Source organism: Enterovibrio sp. FF113 (assembly GCF_041439165.1).
Classification (GTDB): Bacteria; Pseudomonadota; Gammaproteobacteria; order Enterobacterales; family Vibrionaceae; genus Enterovibrio; species Enterovibrio norvegicus_A.
The window spans coordinates 28,208-49,973 of the sequence record NZ_JBGONO010000030.1 but is presented as its reverse complement, the minus strand read 5'-3'; the positions used below and the strand labels follow the sequence as shown (position 1 = coordinate 49,973).

Sequence of the window (21,766 nt, the reverse complement as noted above, 5' to 3'; positions counted from 1 at the left end):
AGCGCATTCACAATATTAATACTTATAGTAAAACAGTTACATATGAATGCGAGTGAATGCAAAGTTATCATCAATAACTGTGAGGGTATCTACATTGTTATAGATATAAAGTGGCCTGATGCCTCACGGCGGTATTTGCGATAAAAAGTGGATTTTCAGGCGGTAGTATAAATTGGGTAACTCACGGTTGCTTGGGTATAATTGCCCGCAAGTATCCAACAGGTAGTAAACAATGTACGAATTATTGAGTTCGGTGGTGATGTCGGGTGCGTTAGGCGCCCAGTTTGTTTTGACGTTGGTATTGCTGAAAGGTGATATCTGTCCGGGGCAGCGCGGACGTCTGCACAAAGCGTTTTGGTTTCTGGTCGCCGCTTGGGCATTGGTTGTTCCATTCTCTCCATTTTCAGCGTTGCCATTTATTGCGTTAGGCATTTTTTCATTGCGTTCGAAATCAGGGAAAACTCGACTGTCTGGACCTATTCCTGTGTTGCTTTTGGCCAATGGCTTTGGTGCGTTGGCAGTGCTAATTTCAGCATGGCATCAAGGCATGTTTGTAGGGTTGCTGATGATTTCCCAAGTTGCTCTGGTGGGCGCTATCACGGGACATTGCTTGCTGGTTCGGGCGCGATCTCGTTTACAGGCATTTCACCGTATTCTTCCGGTTGCGGGCATTGTCGCTGCAATGTTGATGGCGTTGGTTATTGCAGTTGCCAGCACATCTATGCCGGAGGCGTCAGCCAATGCGTTAGTGACATCCGTGTTGACCAGTTTGGGCTTGGTGCTGGTGGGCGTGATAATTTGGGCATTTCATTTGCTTCGTCAAACACCACCGCATTTACTGCAACTTTGTTGTGCGCTGATCGTCATTGGGGGGGCATCTGGCGTTGCCATGTCAGCACTCATCTGAGCATTTGCATGGCAACGGGTTGTCTCAGGCACAATAAAAGGCACGTGAAGTGCCTTTTTTGTGGCTGTTCACCTTAGGCGTCAACGCGAATATGACGTATCGCATCTAAAATACTTTCGAATAGGTTCAAAAGTGACCCACTGAAAACAGGAGTACGTGTATGGAAATCCACAACCTTGAGCATCTCGAAGGTGCGATCATGTACGGCATCGTCAATGAGAAGTTGCGCTTAGAGTGCGATAGCCTCGACGACCTCTTGGCGCAATTTGAATTGGACCACCAATCTTTCCAACATAAACTCGATGAAATGGGATGTTACTACGATCCCGTTGTGAATCAGTTGAGGCAAAAATAGAGCTCAAGAAGGTTAGCTATACCTTCTTAATCCCATCCAAATGGGTATGGCATTGATTGCGAGCGGTAGCAAAGAACGCTTTAAGATAGGGCCGTTGCGACTCCTGGCTTCTTACCGCGGCATACAGTCGACGCCAAAGCCCTTTGCCGAGAGGCCTATCAACCACCAAACCCTGTCTTGAAAATTCACTAATGGCCCAATTAGGTAAGGCAGCTACGCCTAATCCTGCCGTCACCATTTGTATCAGCATCAAGGTGTTATCTGCAGATTTAAATTGAACTGGCTCAACACCTGCAGGATGCAAAAAGTGCTTAACCACATCCATACGTTGTCGTTGCACCGGATAGGTCAGTAGGGTTTCTCCGGCAAGGTCTTCAGGTTCAATCACACTTTTTTTCGCGAGTGGATGCGTGTCGGCAAGAACAAGGCGCATTTCAAAATCAAACAGTGCCTCATAGTGAATTTCGCTACGTGGGCTAATGTCTGAGGTAATCACCACATCTAACTCGCCTCCTGCCAATGCTGGTAGTGGTTCAAAGCCAAACCCAGAAGAAAAGTCTAACTTCACCAACGGCCAACTCATTCTGTATTCTTTTAATGCTGGCATAAGCCATTGAAAGCACGAGTGGCATTCAATGGCCATATGAAGCCGTCCCTGCGCATCTTCTTTCAAGGCTGCCAATTCTGTTTCAGCCCGAGCGAGGCGAGGCAATACATCATCGGCCAACGCCAACAACACTTGTCCTTCTGCGGTAAATCTCACCGGACGCGTCTTTCTCATGAACAGTGGCGAACCAATACGCAGCTCCAAATCCTTAAGCTGATGTGAGAGCGCCGATTGTGTCAGGCAAAGCTGTGTTGCTGTCGCCGTCAGCGAGCCTGTGTCGCGGAGAACGAAGAGGGTGCGTAGGTGCTTTACTTCTAACATGAATTTATCTCAACATCCGTTTGAGTAATTTGAGTTTGTTTTATGCACTCTAATCAATCAAGGTGGACATGTAAACATCTGGACGGCTAAAAAGGAGAGATAGCATGACCACGACACATATTTTGGGTTACCCGCGCATCGGCAACAAACGAGAATTGAAATTTGCATTGGAGCAATATTGGAACGGTGAAATCAATCAACAAGGACTGTTGGATGTTGGCGCAACCATTCGTCATCATAACTGGCAAGTGCAAAAAGATGCTGGCTTATCGTTTGTCACTGTGGGTGATTTCGCATGGTACGACCAAGTGCTTCAAACGAGCCTGACGTTAGGCCACATTCCTAAGCGTCATCGTCATGGTCACCCTGATCTGGACACCCTGTTTCGTATCGCTCGGGGCAAAGCCCCAACGGGTTGCAGTTGCGCCGCGTCGGACATGACCAAGTGGTTTAATACAAACTATCATTATATTGTCCCTGAGTTCACTAAAGACGACGAGTTTGCACTGAGCTGGAATCAATTATTCGATGAAGTTAGCGAAGCGCAGAAATCAGGATACAAAGTAAAGCCCGCTATTCTGGGACCCATTTCCTACCTTTTCTTGGGCAAAGAGAAAGAAGCCGATTTCAACCGCCTTGAATTGCTGCCACGCCTGCTGTCGGTATATCAGCAAATTCTCAATAAATTGAAGTCACAAGGCGTGGAATGGGTTCAGATTGACGAGCCTATTCTCGCGCTGGAATTGCCAGACGAGTGGCGCAATGCCTACAAGCTTGCGTATCAAGTGATTGGCGGTGATGTGAAATTGCTTCTGACTACCTATTTTGAGTCTGTTGAGCATCAACTTGATGTGATTTCAGCGCTTAATGTCAACGGACTGCACCTTGATGCGAATGTTGCGCCACAGCATGTCGATACCATTGTCGATAGCATACCTGATCACTGGGTGGTGTCTCTTGGTGTGGTGAATGGCCGAAACATTTGGAAGGCGAACCTCAACAAGTGGCTAACGGCGCTGCAGCCAACAGCGGACAAATTGGGAGACCGACTTTGGATCTCTAGCAGTTGTTCTCTGCTGCATTCACCGATTGATGTTGAGCAAGAAACCGATCTCGAGCCAGAAGTGAAGAGTTGGTTGGTATTTGCTAAGCAAAAAGTGGATGAAGTGGTGTTGCTGGCGAATGCACTTAACGGGAACAGTAAGGCAATTAGCGAGACTAAAGCTTACAGTGAGGCTATTGAGGCGCGTGCAACTAGCCTTCGTGTCAATAAGCAGGAAGTACAGGCGCGTGTGAATGGCATTACCACAGCGCTGGCGGAACGTGCCTTGCCATATCAACAACGTGCTGAAGCACAACATGCGTCTTTGTCGCTACCTTTATTCCCAACCACAACGATTGGTTCATTCCCGCAAACTGGCGAGATCCGTCAGCAGCGTCGCGCTTTCAAAACGGGTGAACTGTCAGAGTCTGATTACACCGCTGTGATCCAGGGGCATATTCAAGATGCAATTGAACGTCAGGAAAAGCTAGGTTTAGACGTGTTGGTTCACGGTGAGCCAGAGCGCAATGACATGGTGGAATACTTCGCAGAGCATTTGGACGGTTTTGCGGTGACGCGATTTGGTTGGGTGCAGAGCTATGGTTCTCGATGCGTGAAGCCTGCAGTGATAGTGGGGGATATTTCTCGTCCTGCACCTATCTCGGTTGAGTGGACGGCATTTGCGCAAAGCCTGACAGACAAACCAGTCAAAGGCATGTTGACCGGCCCTGTGACGATTCTTGGTTGGACATTCCCGCGTGAAGATATTTCTCGTCAGCAAATTGCAGAACAAATTGCGTTGGCATTGCGTGATGAAGTGTCGGATTTGCAAGATGCCGGTATCAAAGTGATTCAAATTGATGAGCCAGCGATTCGTGAAGGCATGCCTTTAAAAACCGGTGATTGGAAAAGCTATCTGGATTGGGCTGTTAATGCGTTCAAAATTTCAGCCGCCAGTGCAACACCAGAAACGCAAATTCATACCCACATGTGTTACAGCGAATTCAACGACATTATTGATGCAGTTTCGGCGCTAGATGCCGATGTGATTACGATCGAAACCTCACGTTCAGACATGGAGTTGTTGCAAGCGTTTGAAGACTTCGCGTATCCGAATGAGATTGGCCCTGGTGTGTATGACATTCACTCTCCAAATATTCCAGACGTGGAAGGTATTGTGGCGTTGCTCGAAAAGGCACGTAAAACGATTCCTGACGAGCGTCTGTGGGTGAACCCTGATTGTGGTTTGAAAACACGTAACTGGGACGAAGTGGAAGCGGCGCTGTTGAGTTTAGTGAAAGCGGCTCAAATATTGCGAGAAGAAGTGGCTTAATCATTGTTTTAGCCTCAGCGAAAGGCGAGAGAGTCATCATCATTTCGTCACTGTGTCGCAGAGCAACTTGAAATGTTATTTAGCCCTGATCGGACATGTTCCATCAGGGCTTTTTTGCCCGTAATTATCATTCTCAATGAATTAACGAACCAAAGAATACAAACGGTTAGTCAGCTCAATGTTGGCGTGATCACGAAATATGACCAACAATTAGTTAACATCTATTGGAGGGCGTATTGAGGATGGCAAAGAAGGTTTTGTATTCAACGATTATCACAGTCTTAGTTGGGCTGTTTTTTTCGTTCCTCGCAGCCATGTCTTTGCATCAATCTGAACAGCAATCCATTAAACATGAAATTCAAAAGGATGTTGAAAACGCTGCACTTTCTCTAGGAAGGGAAATCAACATTAGTATTGAGTTGTTATATGCGCTGCGTACTCAACTCATTATGCATCAAGACATTGATGAGAGCAGTTTTAGCCGATTGGCTGATAGTGTGATGGATCGACATCCAAATATACGCGCGATGGAGTGGGCTGAATTTGTCTCCGGTGATGAACGGGAGCTCTACGAATCCGAAGCTGCGCTAGAATTTGCGCTCTTTGAAATTGTGGAACTGAGTGCCAACGGGGATCTTGTTAAGGCGATGACGCGCGATCGATATTTCCCGGTGCGTTACATCACACCTTATGACGTAAACCAACGGATTTTAGGATTTGATTTGGCTTCTCGACAGTCAATGGAAGAAGCATTGGAAATGAGCTGGTACCGCGGTGTGCCGATTGCAACACCGGCGATGCGCTTGAAACGGGAATTTGAAGACAACAGTGGATTTTTGATGTTGTTACCCGTGTTTTATGGTGATCCTGAAACGGATGCCGACCGACAATCCGCATTGCGTGGGTTCCTACTCGCCTTGTTTGACGTTGAGGATATTTTTGAACTGGCAATAAACAGTACAGTGAAAGAGTCTATCAATCTCGAATTGTTAGATGTCGGCCTTAACACGCAAGGTGATGTTATTTATCAAAATGTTGTCGATTTGTCCGAGCCGCCTGTGACGGCATTGAGCTATACATCCACCCCCATTTACTTTGCTGGCAGAGAATGGCTCTTAAAAGGCACGCCATCGCCAAGCTATGTGAATAGCCGCATGAGCATCTACCCGCATTTGATTTTCTTTATTGGTGTGTTGATCTTTACCTTGTTGGCATACCTGCTTTATATGCTGCAACATCGTGCGCTGACAGTGCAAAAGCATGTTGATGCGAAAACCCGTGAACTCCGAGAAGCCAATAAAAAATTGGAGAAAATGTCGAAAAGCGATGGATTAACGGGGTATTGCAACCGTGATTATTTCGAAGAATGTATTCAAGCCGAAGTGAAACGAACTCAACGAGATAATCTGGCGATTAGTTTGATTGTGATTGAAATAGACAATATGTCTCGTTACAACACAAAACATGGCCGTGTTGTTGGCGATAAAGCGATTCGACTGATTGGCCAGGCTGTATCCGATACATTAAAGCGTCCGGGTGATTTGTTGGCGCGTTATGGAGGAGAAACCTTTGCGATATTGCTACCGAATACCAAAGATGGTGCCCCTATCGCTCAGTTGTGTATTGATGCTGTTAAGACGCTGAAATTGCCGTTCGACAAAGAGGCGGGTTCTCAGATAATGACGATTTCGATTGGTGGTGTGTCGGTCCTAAATTCAGATGAAATAGATGCAACAAAAGTGATTGCGTATGCTGAGATCGCATTGGGCAAAGCCATTAACGCAGGGCGAGATCAATGTAGTTGGATCTATACCGAAGAAAGCAAACAGCCCCCAATCGGAGGCTGAAAGCGATAGCGTGTTAGCGTAACAAGCGACAAAGCTCGTTCATACAACAGGTAATTAATTTACCCAATCACGAAGTTGAAATGACAGAACGTGCTCACCGTTTTTCAGTTGCAGCGTTTGTTTAGTCAGTGTCACGTCGCTCCAATCCCCCAGCACATTAGTCATCACGCCTTCGATAGCCATTGCTGGCTCTGGACATGCCATCATGGTGCTCGCCATTTTATCAATGCGGAATTGCTCGCCCTTCAGCTCGCCTTGTCCGAAATAGCGGTTACAACCTGCGTGACCATTGGCAGTGAAAGACTCACCAATTTCTAGGCTTGGGGCGGCAAAACCTTCAGGAAGGCTCAATGGCTGACCATCAACACTTTCCAGTACCCAGTTGTGGTGCTGCATGTTCACGGTAGAAACGTCTAATGCGTCGGTTTTACCGGAAGTGCTTGTTGCACAACCCGCCAAAATTGCTGGCGCAACCAGCATTGCGATTGCCATCTTTTTCATTCGTTACTCCAGAAATATTACTGAATGCGTCAATTATAGAGTTCGATACAGGGTTAAAGACAGTGTCTTTGAGGTTTAGTTTCCTCGAATGCAATGCATTTTCCACTATATGACTGACTTCATTATTCGCTTTCTGAACCGCTTATCAAGTCAGAACTCTGTTAAAACTTGAAATTTAGTCTGACAATTAGCATTACGCTGCTCGATGTTAATATGTTCAAGCGGTTTGTTGATCAATTTGTTACGGGCAGTGCAGCGTTTTAGCCAAAGTCACCATTCACGTAACCTCGAGTACGATCGTCGCGAGGATTGGCAAACAATAGTTGCGTCTCATCATGCTCAACCAATTCTCCCATTAGGAAGAATGCAGTGCGATCTGAAATGCGACGAGCTTGCTGCATGGAGTGGGTCACAATAACGATGGTGTAGTTCTTTTTTAACTCTTCCATCAAGTCTTCAATTTTCTTCGTCGCAATAGGGTCGAGTGCCGATGTCGGTTCGTCCATCAGAATCACTTCGGGCTCCATGGCGATAGTGCGAGCAATACAAAGGCGCTGTTGCTGGCCGCCAGATAACCCAAAAGCATGAGATTTTAAACGATCTTTCACTTCATCCCAAAGTGCAGCACTTCTTAGGCTTTGTTCAACCACAGCATCGAGTTTTTTCTTATCTTTCATGCCTTGTGCACGCAGTCCATAAGCCACGTTGTCATAAATGCTCATTGGGAATGGGTTGGCTTTTTGGAACACCATGCCGACCTTGATACGAAGATTCGCAACATCAATGTTGCCATACACATTCTCGCTATCCATCGCCAAACGGCCATCAATTTTTACGCCTTCGATGAGATCATTCATGCGATTAAGGCAACGTAGCAGTGTCGATTTTCCGCAGCCAGATGGGCCAATCAATGCCGTCACTTTTTTGTGCGGGATGGGTAGGCTGATGTTTTTCAGCGCGTGATTGGCACCGTTGTTGTAGTAAAGGTTCAGATTTTCAATATCGAATTTGTTCATGATTTTTTCTCTCAAACTCAGTAAGAAGCTTTGCTAAATTTGCTGGCGATAATTTTTGTCAGCATGTTCATAAGCAGTACGACGACAATTAGCACGGTGGCAGTGGCATAGGCTTGATTCCACTCGTGCACTGTGTAGAGCTCCTGAGTTAACTTGTAAAGATGGACGGTAAGCGTGCGGCCAGAGTCCAACACGCTTTCTGGAATGCGTGCGACCATGCCAGCAGTAAGAAAAACCGGTGCAGATTCGCCAATAACGCGGCCGACACTCAAAATGATGGAGGTAACAATACCTGGCATCGCACTTGGCAGAATCAGCTTCCAAATGGTATAGATTTTCGATGCGCCCAAACCATATGAGCCTTCACGGTAGGTTTGTGGTACTGCCATTAAAGCTTCTTCAGTGGTGCGAATAATCACGGGCAGAATCAAGATACTTAGCGTTAATGCGCCAGAAAGTATCGAAAAACCAAGACCCAATACGCCGACAAAAAACGTCATGCCGAACAGACCAAAAATAATTGAGGGAATGCCCGCTAATGATTCGGTACAAAAACGAATCACTTTAACCAGTTTGCTGCCGAGCTTTGCATACTCAGTGAGGTAGATCGCCGTCATGATGCCGATAGGCGCAGCAATGGAAATAGAAGCGATGACCATATAAATGGTTGAGACAATCATTGGCCATATGCCTGATTGTTCACCAATACGGGTGTAATCGCTGGTAATGAATGACCAGTCAACGTACTGCAGGCCATTGCTCAATATGTACCAAATAATCCAGAACAGAAATCCGACTGTCATGCCTGCAGCCAGCCAAACCGTGACCATCAAGATATTGTCTTTTAGTTGACGTGTAAGCATTTCAATTACCTCGCTTTTTCACGGTTCAGGAAAAGCAGTGTCGCGTTTAGCATCATGATAAAGACCAGAAGAACGATACCTGTGGCGTACAGAGCACTGGCATGAATACCGGAGGCATAAGACATTTCCAGTGCGATATTGGCGGTTAATGTGCGTGCAGATTCCAAAATGCCTTCTGGCATAGCTGGTGCGTTACCCATGACCATGATGATTGCCATGGTTTCTCCCAATGCACGAGCGATACCGAGAATAACCCCCGTCATAATGCCCGAACGTGCTGCTGGGATAAGCAGTTTAAACGTGGTGAACATGGGCGAAGCGCCAAGCGCCAGTGAGCCTTCTTTGTAGGTTTTTGGTACAGCACGTAAAGAGGTTTCTGATACCGCAATAACCGTAGGTAGAATCATTACTGCCAGCACAACAATGCCAGCCAGCACTGTGTTACCAGCAGGAACGTTAAACACGTCTTGAATCAAGGGAACGATAATGACAAGGCCAAAGAAGCCGTATACCACCGATGGGATGCCCGCGAGTAACTCGACGGCAGGTCGTATGATGTTTGCCAGCCATTTTGGTGCGACTTCGGCAATGAAGATAGCGGTCAGTACCGCTACAGGAACACCCAGAATAACAGCGCCAGCCGTCGATACTAACGACGCGACAATCATAGGCGCGATGCCATAAAGCGCTGGAGGTAGCCATTCAACGCCTGTCACCATGTTGACTAAGCCAGCTTGTTGAATAGCTGGAATACCTTCGCGGAAAATAAAGTAACCAATGGTGGCGAGAGACAACACGCCCAAGATAGCGGCGGTTAGGAACAATGCACGGAAAAACTCTTCGCGCCAGTCTCGGTTCTTTCGTTTACCCAGTTTGCCCACGTTGCTTGGCGTGCTGGTGGGTTGAATGTCAATAACATGTTGATTTGCGATGTTCATGCTCACTCCGTGATGCCAATCATGGCAGTTAGGAAGTCTTTTTAAAGCGGCCTGACAAGCGCGTCAGGCCGATAGTGGGTTTAGGCGGAATCAACACACCTAAACAATTAATGATTTACTGAACGGGCACATAGCCTTGGCTTGAGACAATTTTTTGGCCTTCGGCTGAAGTCACCCATGTCATGAAGTCTTCAGCGGCAGGTGACGGCTTGCCAGCTTTGCTTAACACCAAAAATGGACGTGCAACTTTATACTTGCCTGCTGCAACTGCATCAGATGTCGCTTCTACGCCGTCAACTTTGACTGCTTTCAACGACGCATCGATTGAACCTAGAGAGATGTAGCCGATAGCGAAGGGATTGTTAGCCACGATGGTTTTGACCACGCCATTGCCATTGCCGACTTGTGCACGTTGAGAAATTGCCGAGACTTTCATTCCGTTGATATCGCGCTTCAAGCTCATGATGTCTTCAAATGCACCGCGAGTACCTGATGCTGTGTCTCGGGTAACGACAACGATAGGTTTGTTTTCGCCACCCACTTCGGCCCAATTTTTCACATCACCGCGGTAGATTTTTGCGATTTGCTCAATAGTCAGATCAACAAGAGGGTTGGCATTGTTGACCACAACAGCGATACCGTCTCGTGCAATCACCGTTTCTTTTAATGTTGGTTCTTTCTCGGAATCTTTCAGTGAACGTGATGCCATGCCAAACATGGAAGTGCCATTTTTGGCGGCTTTAACGCCTGCTGAAGAACCCGTTCCTTGCACTTCAATGAAGGTATTGCCATTTTGGGTTTGATACGTTTCTGCCAGTACTTCCATCACTTCGGTAACAGATGTAGAACCTGACACTGTAATTGTTTCTTGCGCAGAAGCTGTGTTAGCCATTAATGCGCCAGCGACACACAATGCAGTAAAAACGTTTGATCTCATTCGAGCTTTCCTTAGTCGTGCCTCTTAAAAGGCTTTGTTTGTGTCAACAGTGGCAACTTTAGGAAAGTTTTATGACAGCTATGTTTCACTTAATTGAAGCATTAATGACGAGATGAAAATATCACTATAGATTCGAGTGTTTTATAAACGATTGATGAAAGTGTGAGCAAAATAAGGGGGTGCAGTTGTTCGATGAGGGGAATATAAACAGAGTGTGGCAGTTAGTTTTGATTGGCGACTTTGGAGCTGATTTGGAGAGATTCATTGAGCCAAGCATCAGTTTGGGCCAGATTCATTGGGCGGCCATACCAATAGCCTTGAATTTTATCGCAGCCGATAGACATCAAATATTGTCCTAGCGCTTCAGTTTCAACACCTTCTGCAACCACACGGCAATCCAAACTGTGGGCGAGGTAGATAGTGGATCTCACAATGGCTTCATGGTTACTGCTATAGAGTAGGTCAGTGACAAAGCTGCGATCTATTTTAATCTCATCAATGGGCATATTGCTCAAAATAGACAGGGATGAGAACCCAGTACCAAAGTCATCGATGCTTAAATACACGCCCAGCTTTTTGATTTTATCTAAGACGACTCTCGCTTTCGCTGGATTCAGCATCATGCTCGTTTCGGTCAATTCAAGGGTGAGCTGCGCGGGATTAATGTCGTATTTTTTGATCAAACCTGCCAGGTAGGGCTCAAGGTTTTCGTCTTCTAGATCTTTGACTGAAATGTTCACCTGAACTTGCGGCGTGATGGATTGTTTTTGCCACACCGCCAGTTGAGCAATGGTCGTTTCAAGCACCCAGTGGGAGATTTGCTTGATAGCGTTTGTCTGCTCCGCAATCGGAATGAAATCATCAGGTCGTACGGAATATCCGTCTCCGAGAGTCCATCGGATAAGTGCTTCAAAGGTTGTCTGATGTGGGTTATGTACATTCATAACGGGCTGAAAGTAGAGCTCAAAATCCATTGTTGCAATGGCATTGTGCAGCATCGCGGCCAATTCTGACTGGTCGTAAAAATGTGTAGATGCGGACGGTTCATAGATAGCGTATGGAGCTTGAATGCGTTTGGCACTGTACATAGAGATTTCTGCGCGTTTGAGGATTTCTTCTGCATTCGAGCCATGTTCAGGGTATAAGGCGACCCCGACAGTGTTGGTTAGGTTCATGTCGTGATCGTTAATGGTCAATGGATGGTCAAGGTAAGACTGAATATTTTCGATATAAGCGGAAATATTTGTATTTTCAGGGTTGGTGAGCAAGAGGGTAAAGCGGTTTCCGCTGCACCTCGCTAAAAACACATCTTCATCAACGAATTCTTTAAGGCGTGCTGAGAACTGTGCGAGTAATACGTCGCCCTTTTGATGACTAAAAACCTCGTTGAGGTTGTTGAAGTTATTAATATCAATGATAAAAACCGCAAATCGCTGCAGATTGGCGTTGTAATCAACAATATGTTGGCTGATGGTACTAATGAGGAATCGACGGTTGGGTAACCCTGTCAATGGGTCGTGTGCTTCATTGTGGCGTTGCTGAAACTCAGCAAACGCAATACGTTCCATGCTTTGGGATACAACGCTAAAAATCATGACGCAAAAGATCCCACCACCAAAAAACACAACAGAAACAATAAATTCGATAATGATTATTTCGGATTTTAATGCGAGAAAGCTAGCATAAATCATGTAGCCCAGAACAAATCCAAGCATGACAGGCACAAAGCTAAATGTTGAAGGGCGCCTATCGCGGCGATACAGAGAGATCGACGATTTCAGCGCCGAGATGAGGGCGAGCATGCCAAGGATGACAAGGACAATAGAAAGCGTTTTTATCATCGTAGCTGCAATACGCCCACTGAATAAGGAAGTTCACTCTGCGATGGCGAAACGCTCGATCAGCAGAGGCCTTCCTTATTGTAGTAGAAATACGCGATTTTGAGAGTAGTGTCACCTAGTCAAGACGGTGTTGTTAATGATTGCAGACACTGCAGTTTGGGTTCTTGGGCAGGATGAAAATGCGCCACTCACTGCTTAACGCATCATAAAGCATAATTTTACCGGTTGGCGCAGGCGCGAAATTGGATAAAACCTTTATTGCTTCAAGAGCTTGCGTGGCACCAATGATCCCGACAACAGGAGAGAGGATGCCCGCTTCGACACAACTGAGTGCTTGTTCACCAAACAGTGCACTCAGGCACTGGTAGCAAGGCTCGTTTTCACTGTAGGTGAATACGGCCACTTGTCCTTCCAAGCGAATCGCTGCGCCACTGACTAAGGGCTTTTTAGTGAGAAAGCAAAGTTGATTGAGTTGATTGCGTGTCGCGACATTGTCAGAACAGTCAATCACAATGCTGTGCTGTTCTATGAGCGTCTGTAAGGCGTTATCGTTGAGGCGCTTTGCTACCGTTTTCACCACGACGTGAGGGTTAAGTAGACGCAGTGCTTTTGCTGCTGACTCGACTTTTAATTTGCCAACCGTGCTGTCGTTGTGCAGCACCTGACGCTGTAAGTTGGACAGCTCCACTCGGTCGTCGTCAATCAATGTGAGCGTGCCAACGCCAGCCGCCGCAAGGTACTGAGTGGCAGCACAGCCCAAGCCGCCAGCACCCAAAACGAGAACGCGGCTTTGCTTCAACGCTTCCTGACCATCAAAATCAAACTGTCGAAGTATGATCTGGCGGTTGTATCTGAGCTCTTCTTCCGGAGAGAGAATGTCCACGGTATTCCTATGCTTTTATAAGATTACGTTGCAAAAATGGCGTGTTAGAAAACGTCTTTGATAAACTTAATCAGGCATTAGTTTAAAACAGTGCCAAACGGTTCAATCGTGACGTTTTCACCTACATCAATATGCCCGCGATCTTGCTCTAAGACTGCAAAGCAGTTCGCTATCGATAAAGAGCTGAACGCGCCAGAACCTTGGTTGCCTGTGGTCGCAACAACCAATTCACCTTGCTCGTTAATGCGATAAACAGCGCGTTGGTAATCAGCACGCCCCGGAGATTTCCTGAATCGCGTTTCAGCTTTAGCGCTTAAAGTGATGGTCGGTTGCCACTGTGTATGGCCTGCAAGTTTGGCAAGCAGCGGCTGGACTAACACATGTAAGGTCACGAGTACTGAAACTGGGTTACCGGGTAATCCGCAAAATAGTGCGCCTTTGACTTTGCCAAACGCAAAGGGCTTACCTGGCTTGATGGCAATCTTCCAAAATCCAACTTCGCCTTCTTGATCCAAAATGTCTTTGGTGTAATCCGCTTCGCCCACGCTAACGCCACCCGAGGTAACGATAACATCAGCTTCGCTGGCGGCTTTCAAAAAGGCGTTACGTAGTTGTTCTGGACAATCGGGTACGACACCAAGATCAATTGCCTCACAATGCATTTTTTCAAGCATGGCGCGAATGGTGTAGCGGTTGCTGTCGTAGATTTCACCTTTTCCTAGTGGCTCACCCACTTGACGAAGCTCGTCTCCGGTAGAAAAGAACGCGACTTTGGGCCTGCGCATGACGGTGACAGTGCCTATGCCCAGTGTTGCCAACATCGGAACTTCACGGGGCGTTAGCAGTGTGCCTTTGGGAATAACGACATCACCGGCTTCTACATCGTTGCCGATAGGGCGAATGTTTTGCTGCAACTCGGCGGTGTGGGTAAAGGTAATGTCGTCGCCGTTTACCGTGGTTTGCTCTTGCATGATGACGGCATCTGCGCCTACTGGGACTTCAGCGCCTGTCATAATACGAATGCACGAGCCAGCGGGCCATTCGCCTTCAAACGGGATACCTGCGAAGGACTTACCCGCGAGGCGAAGTGTCATATTATTGTTGAGATCTGCACAGCGAAGCGCATAACCATCCATTGCAGAGTTAGCAAAAGGGGGCACATTGATTGGAGAGCGAATATCTTCAGACGTGATGCGATTTTGTGCGTCAACCAGTGACACGATTTCGGTTTGTGTCAGTGGCGACGTGTTGTCTAATAGAATGTCGATAGCCGATGAAACTGGCATCAAACCAGGAGTGTCGCAGCAACCCATATATAACTCTCAGTCGTTGTGAGCGAAACATGCTCAGCGCATAGGTGAAAGCGAGCATTATCGCAAACTTTGAGAGTTGAAACTAATGCCCACACGCATTTCGAGGTGTAATTATTTTACTATAAACGCTATGCTTCAAAAATCTGACACTATTTGATCCTTGTCTTTAAAAGACGAGTAATAAATTAGATAACAACAATTGCAACGACCCAAGGATTTTTCTATGACAGCATTAAGCGATTCAGCCAAGCGCGTCCGCGAAGCGCTTATAGCACGTGGCATTGAGACACCAATGCAGTCGGGCACTTCGATGACCGCAGAAGAGAAAAAAGAGCGTATTGAATATCATATGCGGGAAATCTTGACTGTTATCGACCTAGATCTCGAAGATGACAGTTTGACTGAAACGCCAGCGCGCATTGCAAAAATGTACGTGGATGAGGTGTTTTCGGGATTAGATTACGCGAACTTTCCAAAAATCACAGTTATCGAAAACAAGATGGGCTGTGACGAGATGGTTAGGGTCAAAGACATTACATTGACGAGTACTTGTGAGCACCACTTGGTCACAATTGACGGTAAATGCACAGTAGCCTATTTGCCAAAGAGCAAAATTATCGGCTTGTCGAAAATTAACCGCATTGTTCGATTTTTTGCCCAGCGTCCGCAAGTTCAAGAGCGTTTAACTCGCCAAATCCTCGTGGCGCTGCAAACGTTGCTGGAAACGGACAATGTGGCCGTGCACATGAATGCGACACATTACTGCGTGAAAGCACGTGGTGTGATGGATGCAACCAGCGTGACGACGACGACAGCGTTAGGTGGTAATTTTAAGCAAAACCCTGCAACTCGTGCTGAGTTCTTGCACGGCGTTCAGTAAGCCAGCTTGATTGACAAAGGGCTGCTCATTCAGCGCTCGATGTTAAAGCGAAGAACATGAAAAAAGCGCCGAAAGGCGCTTTTTTATTGGCTGATTTATTCGTGCTAGGTGCGGTTGATTATTTCAACACAGCAGCGATAGCTTTACAGAGTGGACGCATGTTCGTGTGCATCATAGCTGCAACGGCGATGCGACCAGAGCCAACGATGTATACGCCAAATTCGTCTTTCAAACGAGCAACTTGATCTTTGTTCAAGCCAGAGAAAGAGAACATGCCGTTTTGACGTTGAATGAAGCTGAAATCGCCCTGCACGCCTTCTTCTGCGAGTGTCGCAACAAAGAGCTCTCGCATTTCTTTAATACGAACGCGCATGGCTGCCACTTCTTCTTCCCATTCTGCACGCAATGTAGCGTCATTCAGAATAATGGTAACAACAGCAGCGCCGTGAGCAGGTGGGTTAGAGTAAATCACGCGAGCGATGCTCTTAACTTGGCTGAATGCGGTGGCGGTTTCAGTGGCGTTTTTGCCGACGATGGTAAATGCACCAACACGCTCGTTGTAGAGACCGAAGTTCTTAGAAAATGAGCTCGCAACCAAAAGCTCTTCGCATGAATCTGCAAAAATGCGCAGACCAGCAGCATCTTCTTCAACGCCAGTTGCAAAACCTTGGTAAGCAAAGTCAAACATTGGAAGCAGTTTTTTCTCGTTACACAGTGCTGCAAGTTGCTGCCACTGTGTAGCGTCTGGGTCGATACCCGTTGGGTTATGACAGCAACCGTGCAGAAGTACGACATCACCTGCATTTGCGGTTTCAAGATCGGCCAGCATTGCTGGGAAATCCATGTCTTTGGTTTCTGCGTTGTAGTAACCGTACGACGCGACTTCAAGGCCTGCGGCAGCGAACACACCGTTATGATTCGCCCATGTAGGGTTACTTACCCATACTTTCACATCGCCAAGTTGACGTTTAATAAATTCAGCAGCAACGCGAAGGGCGCCAGTACCGCCTGGAGCTTGAGCTGTCTGTGCACGTTTATCTGCAATGATGGTTGCATCGTGACCAAATAAAAGCTTTTGCACAGCCAAACCATATTCTGGTGTACCCGGAATGCTTAGGTATGATTTGGTGGTTTCTTTCTCTAAAAGAATAGCTTCGGCTTTTTTAACAGTGGCCAATACTGGCGTGTTACCGGCTTCGTCTTTGTAGATACCTACACCTAAGTTGATTTTCTCAGCACGAGCATCGGCTTTGAATTCTTCAGTAAGGCCCAAAATAGGGTCAGCGGGCGCTGCAGCAATTTTTTCAAACATCTTCTTCATCCATGGCGTTGTTAAAGGAAACTGTCTTTGTTTATACCATTTTGATTAGTGGTAATAAAACGGAAATTTGGTGATTTCCCTGACTTCCTTGTCTCTTCGCATCTTTGTTGTCGTTAACCCCCGATTTCAGCGCCATGAATTTAATATTAAATACGGGCTTAATCAGAGGGAATATTGGTGACGGGTACTGCAAATGAAAGAGGGTTAGGAGAGGGCAACGCGCAATTAACGTTGCTATTGATGGAGGGGCATTTCCACACGGACATAAAGGCACGATTATACTGATGAAAATAAACAAGAAAAAAGGCCGCCGTAGGCGACCTTTGTCATTTTATTCAAACCGCGCGCTATGGTGCGATTAGAAGTTTGCACTGCGTGGTGCGCGTGGGAATGGGATAACATCGCGGATGTTGCCCATGCCCGTCACGTAAGACACTAAACGTTCGAAACCGAGGCCGAAACCAGCATGTGGAACGGTGCCGTAACGACGAAGATCGCGGTACCAGTTCATGTGTTCTGGGTCGATGTTCATTGAACGCATGCGTTCGTCAAGTACGTCTAAACGTTCTTCACGCTGTGCACCACCGATAATTTCACCGATACCTGGTGCTAGAACGTCCATTGCCGCAACGGTCTTGCCATCATCATTCATACGCATGTAGAACGCTTTGATGTCTTTCGGGTAGTTCTTAACAACCACAGGTGCTTCGAAGTGTTTCTCTGCAAGATATCGCTCGTGCTCAGACGCCAAGTCGATGCCCCATTCAACAGGGTTCTCAAACGTTTGGCCTGATTTAAGCAAGATCTCAATCGCGTCGGTGTAGTCGATCTGAGCAAAATCAGAATCAACAAACTTCTCAAGGCGAGTGATGGCTTCTTTGTCGATACGCTGAGCAAAGAACTCAAGGTCATCACGACGCTCTTCAAGCACGGCTTTGAACACATACTTCAGCATGTCTTCCGCGAGCTTGGCAACATCATCCAGATCTGCAAACGCAACTTCTGGCTCAACCATCCAGAACTCCGCAAGGTGGCGGCTGGTGTTTGAGTTTTCAGCGCGGAACGTTGGGCCAAAGGTGTAAACCTTGCTCAATGCACACGCGTACGCTTCAGCATTCAGCTGACCTGATACGGTCAGGAAAGTCTCTTTGCCGAAGAAATCTTCGTTGAAATCAACTTTACCTTCGTCTGTGCGTGGCAGGTTTTCCATGTCCAATGTAGAAACACGGAACATTTCACCCGCACCTTCTGCATCAGAAGCTGTGATCAGCGGAGCAGAAACCCAGAAGTAACCTTGCTCATGGTAGAAGCGGTGAATCGCTTGAGACAAGCAGTTACGCACGCGTGCAACTGAACCAATCACGTTGGTGCGTGGACGCAGGTGAGCAACTTCTCGCAAGTATTCGATAGAGTGGCGTGTTTTAGCCATTGGGTAGGTGTCTGCGTCTTCAACCCAACCCACCACTTTCACGTCAGTCGCTTGAAGCTCGAATGCTTGACCTTGTCCTGGGCTTTCAACAACTTTACCCGTAACTTCGACAGAGCAGCCTGTGGTAAGACGCAGTACATCTTCTTTGTAATTATTCAGCTCATTAGAAACAACTGCCTGAATTGGATCAAAACAAGAGCCGTCATAAATGGCGAGGAAAGAGATACCGGCTTTTGAATCACGACGGGTGCGGATCCAACCACGGACAGTGACTTCTGTGTCTACTGCCGTTTTGCCGCGCAGGACGTCTGCTACAGGCATATAGTTCATAATTTGCATCTAACTCCGTTGAAGAATGCCTGAGGAATCGAGTCATCAGGCTAGGATAATTCAAACTTAAGCCGGCAAGTTTACCTCTAACCCTAAACTACCTCAAGACACTTGGTTTACATGGACTGTTCACGCATGCAATTCTTGGGAAATCAACGGGAAAACACGACCGAATTCAAGTTGGCGTGGCAAAGAAACATACGATACTGATCATTTTCTGTGGCTGGAGGTCTTGATCGCTATCTGACGGTGGCATTTTCAACTGTCGCTTTGCTGATGTCTTTTTGCTTCTCGCTAACCTTCAGTTGATCGCAAACCTTGCGAAACGAATTGAGGGCGATTCAATTTGAGCTTGGCGCGAATATTCAGTAGCATCGCCGCGCTAGAAACTACAAATGAACACGGGAACGCATAAAATGCACACTGAACTGTTTAAAGAATTCATGTTTGAAGCGGCGCATCTGCTGCCACACGTACCAGAAGGTCATAAGTGTGGTCGCCTACATGGTCACTCTTTCCTCGTGCGTCTCTATGTGGCCGGTGAAGTGGATCCGTATACGGGATGGGTGATTGATTTTTCTGAAATCAAAGAAGCGTTTAAGCCTATCTACGATCGCTTGGACCATTACTATCTGAATGATATTGAAGGGTTAGAAAACCCAACGAGCGAAGTGTTGGCGAAATGGATTTGGGATCAACTTAAGCCGTCACTGCCTTGTTTGAGTAAAGTGATGATTAAAGAAACCTGTACGGCTGGCTGCATCTATACGGGTGAGTAATATTTCATTGCACGAAAAAAAAGGGCCTACGGCCCTTTTTTTGTGTCTAAGTTTGCCAGATTGGGTGCAAACTAAGCGATAAATGCTTAAGCGATATCTAAATACTTATGTGTTTGAATGGACAAGCGCCAGTTGCGACGGATACAGGTTTTAATGCACAACTCGGTAGCCCGCGGTTTTTGGCTTATGGGTTGTAATGCGACTTCTTTATTTGATAAATCAATCCCTTCGAGCAGTGCATCGAGTTTTTCAATATCTGACTCGGTTCCAACGGGATGTTTGATCTCATTGGCGCGTTTCAGCGCTTCATTTAACACGGGCAGTTTGCCGCGCATATTAATTTTCGGAGATACCGTTACCCACGTATTGACTGTCGCTTTCACTTTATACGTACCACTGGTCTCGATTTGACAGCGATAACCCGCTGATTCAAGAAGCGTTGTTAGGGGAAATAAATCAAATATGCAAGGCTCCCCACCAGTGATCACAACATGCTTTGCCGTGTAACTTTGCGTAAGGTGCGCAAGAATATGTTCGGCTGAAACTGAGGTCCATGTTGGGCTGTCGCCTGTTTTGGCGATCACTGTGCCGAAATCACGTTCATCGTTCGGGAGTGTGTCCCACGTCTGGCGCGTATCGCACCATGGACAACCGACAGGGCAGCCTTGAAGGCGAACAAAGACCGAAGGTACACCTGTGAACGTGCCCTCTCCTTGAATGGTTTCAAATATTTCGTTGACGTTGTACATACGGCTTTTACAGTCAGAATTTTGTGAGGGGCGAGATTATGGCAGTTTCGCTCGCCACTGTCTTGGGGAGATACAAATTGACACATCAGTTACAGAATGAAATACCATTAACTTGTTGATTTTCGGCATTTGATATAAATGTCATTGCGATAAATCAAATAGGTCGTGACGTGTATCACGACATCCAACCATGGCGCTTCACAATTACTTCGCAAAGTAAAAAAATTCACTGTTAATGAATTTTAAAGGGAAATTGGGATGATTCTCGCCCAGCCAGGACACATAGATCACATTAAGCGTAACAACGCTGGAGCGGTATATAAGCTGATCGACCAACTTGGGCCTATCTCCCGAATTGAGCTTTCTAAACGCAGTCAGTTAGCCCCTGCAAGTATCACTAAAATTACTCGTGAGCTAATCGATGCTCACTTGGTCAAAGAAGCCCAATATGGCGAACCTGCAAGTCGTGGTCGTCCCGCGATCGGATTGGTGTTGGACAATGAAGGGTGGCAGTTTCTTTCTATACGCCTTGGGCGTGGCTACCTGACACTTGCATTGCATTCATTGGGTGGCGACATTCTGGTTGAAGAGCGCCATGACATCCATGTACGGGATCAGGATTTGTTGATTGAACTCATTCAACAGCATATTAACCAGTTCTTTTCTACGCATTCGAACATCGTTGATCGCGTCACATCGATTGCGGTTTCTCTTCCTGGTCTAGTAAACAGTACTCAAGGCATTGTTATTCAAATGCCGCATTACGATGTTCATAATATGCCTTTGGGCGCGGCCATTCATCGGGCGACAGGTTTACCTGTTTTTATTGGCAATGACACGCGATCGTGGGCGTTGGCTGAAAAGCTGTTTGGTAACGCGCGTGATGTAGAAAATGCCGTACTCATTTCGATTCATCATGGCGTCGGTGCGGGCATCATGATCGATGGAAAAGTGCTGGAAGGGCAGGTAGGTAACATCGGCGAACTGGGCCATATTCAGATTAAACCGTTTGGAAAGCGTTGCTTTTGTGGCAATAACGGGTGTTTGGAAACCGTCGCCAGTTTACAAGCCGTGCTGGAAGACACGCAGGTAATGCTAGATCAGGGGCATCCAAGTGTTTTGCATGATAAACCACTGACCATTGATAGTATCTGCGACGCCGCGGTTGCAGGTGATGGTGTGGCGGTAAATGTGATTACTGAACTGGGTCATAACCTAGGGCAAGCCATCGCGATTGTGGTGAATCTGTTTAATCCGCAGCGAGTGTTGATTGGCGGCGAATTTAATCGCGCCAAATCAGTTCTTTATCCTGCGATTATGGAAAGAGTGCTTAACCAATCACTTCCACATTACTGTGAAAACCTCATGTTAGAAGAGAGTTATTTTTATACGCAAGCAACGATGCCAGGGGCTGCTTTGGTTAAGCGAGCCATGTATGACGGCTACTTGCTGATGAAGGTGTTGGAAGGCTAAAGCTGAGAAGTGCGGAAATAGCCAAAAAATACAGAAACAGAAACAGAAAAGGAGCGTGTGAACGCTCCTTTTTAGTATCAATCACTTTAGTATCAACCACT

The 21,766-nt window shown here is 46.7% G+C and carries 19 protein-coding genes; 7 read left to right on the top strand and 12 right to left on the bottom strand.

The genetic code is table 11. The features are described 5' to 3' along the window. Nucleotides 1-232: 232 nt before the first annotated feature. Both ACED36_RS19750 and ACED36_RS19745 read left to right on the top strand, forming a co-directional pair. Nucleotides 233-907: a hypothetical protein gene (locus ACED36_RS19750; protein ID WP_016961445.1), complete on the top strand. Its 675-nt coding sequence runs from the start codon at nucleotides 233-235 to the stop codon at nucleotides 905-907. A 160-nt stretch (nucleotides 908-1,067) separates the two neighbouring features. After that, nucleotides 1,068-1,262, top strand: coding sequence for a DUF4250 domain-containing protein (locus ACED36_RS19745; RefSeq protein ID WP_016961446.1), 195 nt, complete (start codon nucleotides 1,068-1,070; stop codon nucleotides 1,260-1,262). Nucleotides 1,263-1,278: 16 nt separating this feature from the next. Here ACED36_RS19745 and metR read toward each other — a convergent pair whose 3' ends face one another. Beyond that, nucleotides 1,279-2,190: an HTH-type transcriptional regulator MetR gene (gene metR, locus ACED36_RS19740; protein ID WP_017004072.1), complete on the bottom strand. Its 912-nt coding sequence runs from the start codon at nucleotides 2,188-2,190 to the stop codon at nucleotides 1,279-1,281. A gap of 104 nt (nucleotides 2,191-2,294) precedes the next feature. Here metR and metE point away from each other — a divergent pair, with 104 nt between their 5' ends. Both metE and ACED36_RS19730 read left to right on the top strand, forming a co-directional pair. Further along, complete coding sequence (gene metE, locus ACED36_RS19735; RefSeq protein WP_371733730.1) at nucleotides 2,295-4,565, top strand: 5-methyltetrahydropteroyltriglutamate--homocysteine S-methyltransferase; 2,271 nt, start codon at nucleotides 2,295-2,297, stop codon at nucleotides 4,563-4,565. Between the two features lie 242 nt (nucleotides 4,566-4,807). Next, nucleotides 4,808-6,412, top strand: coding sequence for a CHASE domain-containing protein (locus tag ACED36_RS19730; RefSeq protein WP_371733729.1), 1,605 nt, complete (start codon nucleotides 4,808-4,810; stop codon nucleotides 6,410-6,412). Nucleotides 6,413-6,466: 54 nt separating this feature from the next. Here the strand turns inward: ACED36_RS19730 and ACED36_RS19725 are convergent, their stop codons facing one another. From ACED36_RS19725 to moeA, 8 genes are all read right to left on the bottom strand, one after another. Further along, nucleotides 6,467-6,913 (bottom strand): META domain-containing protein, encoded by a 447-nt coding sequence (locus ACED36_RS19725; RefSeq protein ID WP_016959626.1) that lies wholly within the window; start codon nucleotides 6,911-6,913, stop codon nucleotides 6,467-6,469. 260 nt (nucleotides 6,914-7,173) lie between these two features. Continuing rightward, the gene (pstB, locus tag ACED36_RS19720) at nucleotides 7,174-7,929 is read right to left on the bottom strand and encodes a phosphate ABC transporter ATP-binding protein PstB (RefSeq protein WP_016959625.1); all 756 of its coding nucleotides are present in this window, start codon (nucleotides 7,927-7,929) and stop codon (nucleotides 7,174-7,176) included. A gap of 17 nt (nucleotides 7,930-7,946) precedes the next feature. Beyond that, nucleotides 7,947-8,792 carry a phosphate ABC transporter permease PstA gene (gene pstA / locus ACED36_RS19715; protein ID WP_016959624.1) on the bottom strand — a complete coding sequence of 282 codons (846 nt, stop codon included), beginning with the start codon at nucleotides 8,790-8,792 and terminating at the stop codon, nucleotides 7,947-7,949. Between the two features lie 5 nt (nucleotides 8,793-8,797). Next, a complete protein-coding gene (gene pstC / locus ACED36_RS19710; RefSeq protein ID WP_016959623.1) occupies nucleotides 8,798-9,730 on the bottom strand; it encodes a phosphate ABC transporter permease subunit PstC in 933 nt (310 codons plus the stop codon). Nucleotides 9,731-9,845: 115 nt separating this feature from the next. Further along, the gene (locus ACED36_RS19705; protein WP_016959622.1) at nucleotides 9,846-10,667 is read right to left on the bottom strand and encodes a phosphate ABC transporter substrate-binding protein; all 822 of its coding nucleotides are present in this window, start codon (nucleotides 10,665-10,667) and stop codon (nucleotides 9,846-9,848) included. Between the two features lie 221 nt (nucleotides 10,668-10,888). After that, nucleotides 10,889-12,508, bottom strand: a complete 1,620-nt coding sequence (locus ACED36_RS19700) for a bifunctional diguanylate cyclase/phosphodiesterase (RefSeq protein WP_017007548.1) — start codon at nucleotides 12,506-12,508, stop codon at nucleotides 10,889-10,891. Nucleotides 12,509-12,641: 133 nt separating this feature from the next. Then, a complete protein-coding gene (gene moeB, locus ACED36_RS19695) occupies nucleotides 12,642-13,391 on the bottom strand; it encodes a molybdopterin-synthase adenylyltransferase MoeB (protein ID WP_017004067.1) in 750 nt (249 codons plus the stop codon). Between the two features lie 77 nt (nucleotides 13,392-13,468). Next, complete coding sequence (gene moeA / locus ACED36_RS19690) at nucleotides 13,469-14,704, bottom strand: molybdopterin molybdotransferase MoeA (protein ID WP_371733728.1); 1,236 nt, start codon at nucleotides 14,702-14,704, stop codon at nucleotides 13,469-13,471. Nucleotides 14,705-14,927: 223 nt separating this feature from the next. Between moeA and folE the strand changes: the two genes are divergently transcribed. Then, nucleotides 14,928-15,584 (top strand): GTP cyclohydrolase I FolE, encoded by a 657-nt coding sequence (gene folE, locus ACED36_RS19685; protein WP_017004065.1) that lies wholly within the window; start codon nucleotides 14,928-14,930, stop codon nucleotides 15,582-15,584. Nucleotides 15,585-15,702: 118 nt separating this feature from the next. Here the strand turns inward: folE and ACED36_RS19680 are convergent, their stop codons facing one another. Together ACED36_RS19680 and asnS are read right to left on the bottom strand one after the other, a co-directional pair. Beyond that, a complete protein-coding gene (locus tag ACED36_RS19680) occupies nucleotides 15,703-16,896 on the bottom strand; it encodes an amino acid aminotransferase (protein WP_017004064.1) in 1,194 nt (397 codons plus the stop codon). Between the two features lie 367 nt (nucleotides 16,897-17,263). Continuing rightward, on the bottom strand, nucleotides 17,264-18,664 hold the full coding sequence (gene asnS, locus ACED36_RS19675) for an asparagine--tRNA ligase (protein WP_026023951.1): 1,401 nt from the start codon (nucleotides 18,662-18,664) through the stop codon (nucleotides 17,264-17,266). A gap of 416 nt (nucleotides 18,665-19,080) precedes the next feature. On the opposite strand from asnS, the gene queD reads away from it, so the two are divergent. After that, nucleotides 19,081-19,443 carry a 6-carboxytetrahydropterin synthase QueD gene (queD, locus tag ACED36_RS19670; RefSeq protein WP_017004063.1) on the top strand — a complete coding sequence of 121 codons (363 nt, stop codon included), beginning with the start codon at nucleotides 19,081-19,083 and terminating at the stop codon, nucleotides 19,441-19,443. Between the two features lie 86 nt (nucleotides 19,444-19,529). Here queD and queE read toward each other — a convergent pair whose 3' ends face one another. Then, the gene (queE, locus tag ACED36_RS19665; RefSeq protein WP_016959612.1) at nucleotides 19,530-20,192 is read right to left on the bottom strand and encodes a 7-carboxy-7-deazaguanine synthase QueE; all 663 of its coding nucleotides are present in this window, start codon (nucleotides 20,190-20,192) and stop codon (nucleotides 19,530-19,532) included. 258 nt (nucleotides 20,193-20,450) lie between these two features. Between queE and ACED36_RS19660 the strand changes: the two genes are divergently transcribed. Beyond that, on the top strand, nucleotides 20,451-21,665 hold the full coding sequence (locus ACED36_RS19660; RefSeq protein ID WP_016959611.1) for an ROK family transcriptional regulator: 1,215 nt from the start codon (nucleotides 20,451-20,453) through the stop codon (nucleotides 21,663-21,665). Nucleotides 21,666-21,766: the final 101 nt, after the last annotated feature.

Bases quoted from the DNA above. Each gene is read 5' to 3' on its own strand.
- queE (WP_016959612.1), bottom strand. From the start codon at position 20,192: ATGTACAACGTCAACGAAATATTTGAAACCATTCAAGGAGAGGGCACG.
- pstB (WP_016959625.1), bottom strand. From the start codon at position 7,929: ATGAACAAATTCGATATTGAAAATCTGAACCTTTACTACAACAACGGT.
- ACED36_RS19660 (WP_016959611.1), top strand. From the start codon at position 20,451: ATGATTCTCGCCCAGCCAGGACACATAGATCACATTAAGCGTAACAAC.
- queD (WP_017004063.1), top strand. From the start codon at position 19,081: ATGCACACTGAACTGTTTAAAGAATTCATGTTTGAAGCGGCGCATCTG.
- ACED36_RS19705 (WP_016959622.1), bottom strand. From the start codon at position 10,667: ATGAGATCAAACGTTTTTACTGCATTGTGTGTCGCTGGCGCATTAATG.
- ACED36_RS19680 (WP_017004064.1), bottom strand. From the start codon at position 16,896: ATGTTTGAAAAAATTGCTGCAGCGCCCGCTGACCCTATTTTGGGCCTT.
- asnS (WP_026023951.1), bottom strand. From the start codon at position 18,664: ATGAACTATATGCCTGTAGCAGACGTCCTGCGCGGCAAAACGGCAGTA.
- moeA (WP_371733728.1), bottom strand. From the start codon at position 14,704: ATGGGTTGCTGCGACACTCCTGGTTTGATGCCAGTTTCATCGGCTATC.
- pstC (WP_016959623.1), bottom strand. From the start codon at position 9,730: ATGAACATCGCAAATCAACATGTTATTGACATTCAACCCACCAGCACG.
- ACED36_RS19700 (WP_017007548.1), bottom strand. From the start codon at position 12,508: ATGATAAAAACGCTTTCTATTGTCCTTGTCATCCTTGGCATGCTCGCC.
- metR (WP_017004072.1), bottom strand. From the start codon at position 2,190: ATGTTAGAAGTAAAGCACCTACGCACCCTCTTCGTTCTCCGCGACACA.
- metE (WP_371733730.1), top strand. From the start codon at position 2,295: ATGACCACGACACATATTTTGGGTTACCCGCGCATCGGCAACAAACGA.
- ACED36_RS19730 (WP_371733729.1), top strand. From the start codon at position 4,808: ATGGCAAAGAAGGTTTTGTATTCAACGATTATCACAGTCTTAGTTGGG.
- ACED36_RS19725 (WP_016959626.1), bottom strand. From the start codon at position 6,913: ATGAAAAAGATGGCAATCGCAATGCTGGTTGCGCCAGCAATTTTGGCG.
- pstA (WP_016959624.1), bottom strand. From the start codon at position 8,792: ATGCTTACACGTCAACTAAAAGACAATATCTTGATGGTCACGGTTTGG.
- ACED36_RS19745 (WP_016961446.1), top strand. From the start codon at position 1,068: ATGGAAATCCACAACCTTGAGCATCTCGAAGGTGCGATCATGTACGGC.
- folE (WP_017004065.1), top strand. From the start codon at position 14,928: ATGACAGCATTAAGCGATTCAGCCAAGCGCGTCCGCGAAGCGCTTATA.
- ACED36_RS19750 (WP_016961445.1), top strand. From the start codon at position 233: ATGTACGAATTATTGAGTTCGGTGGTGATGTCGGGTGCGTTAGGCGCC.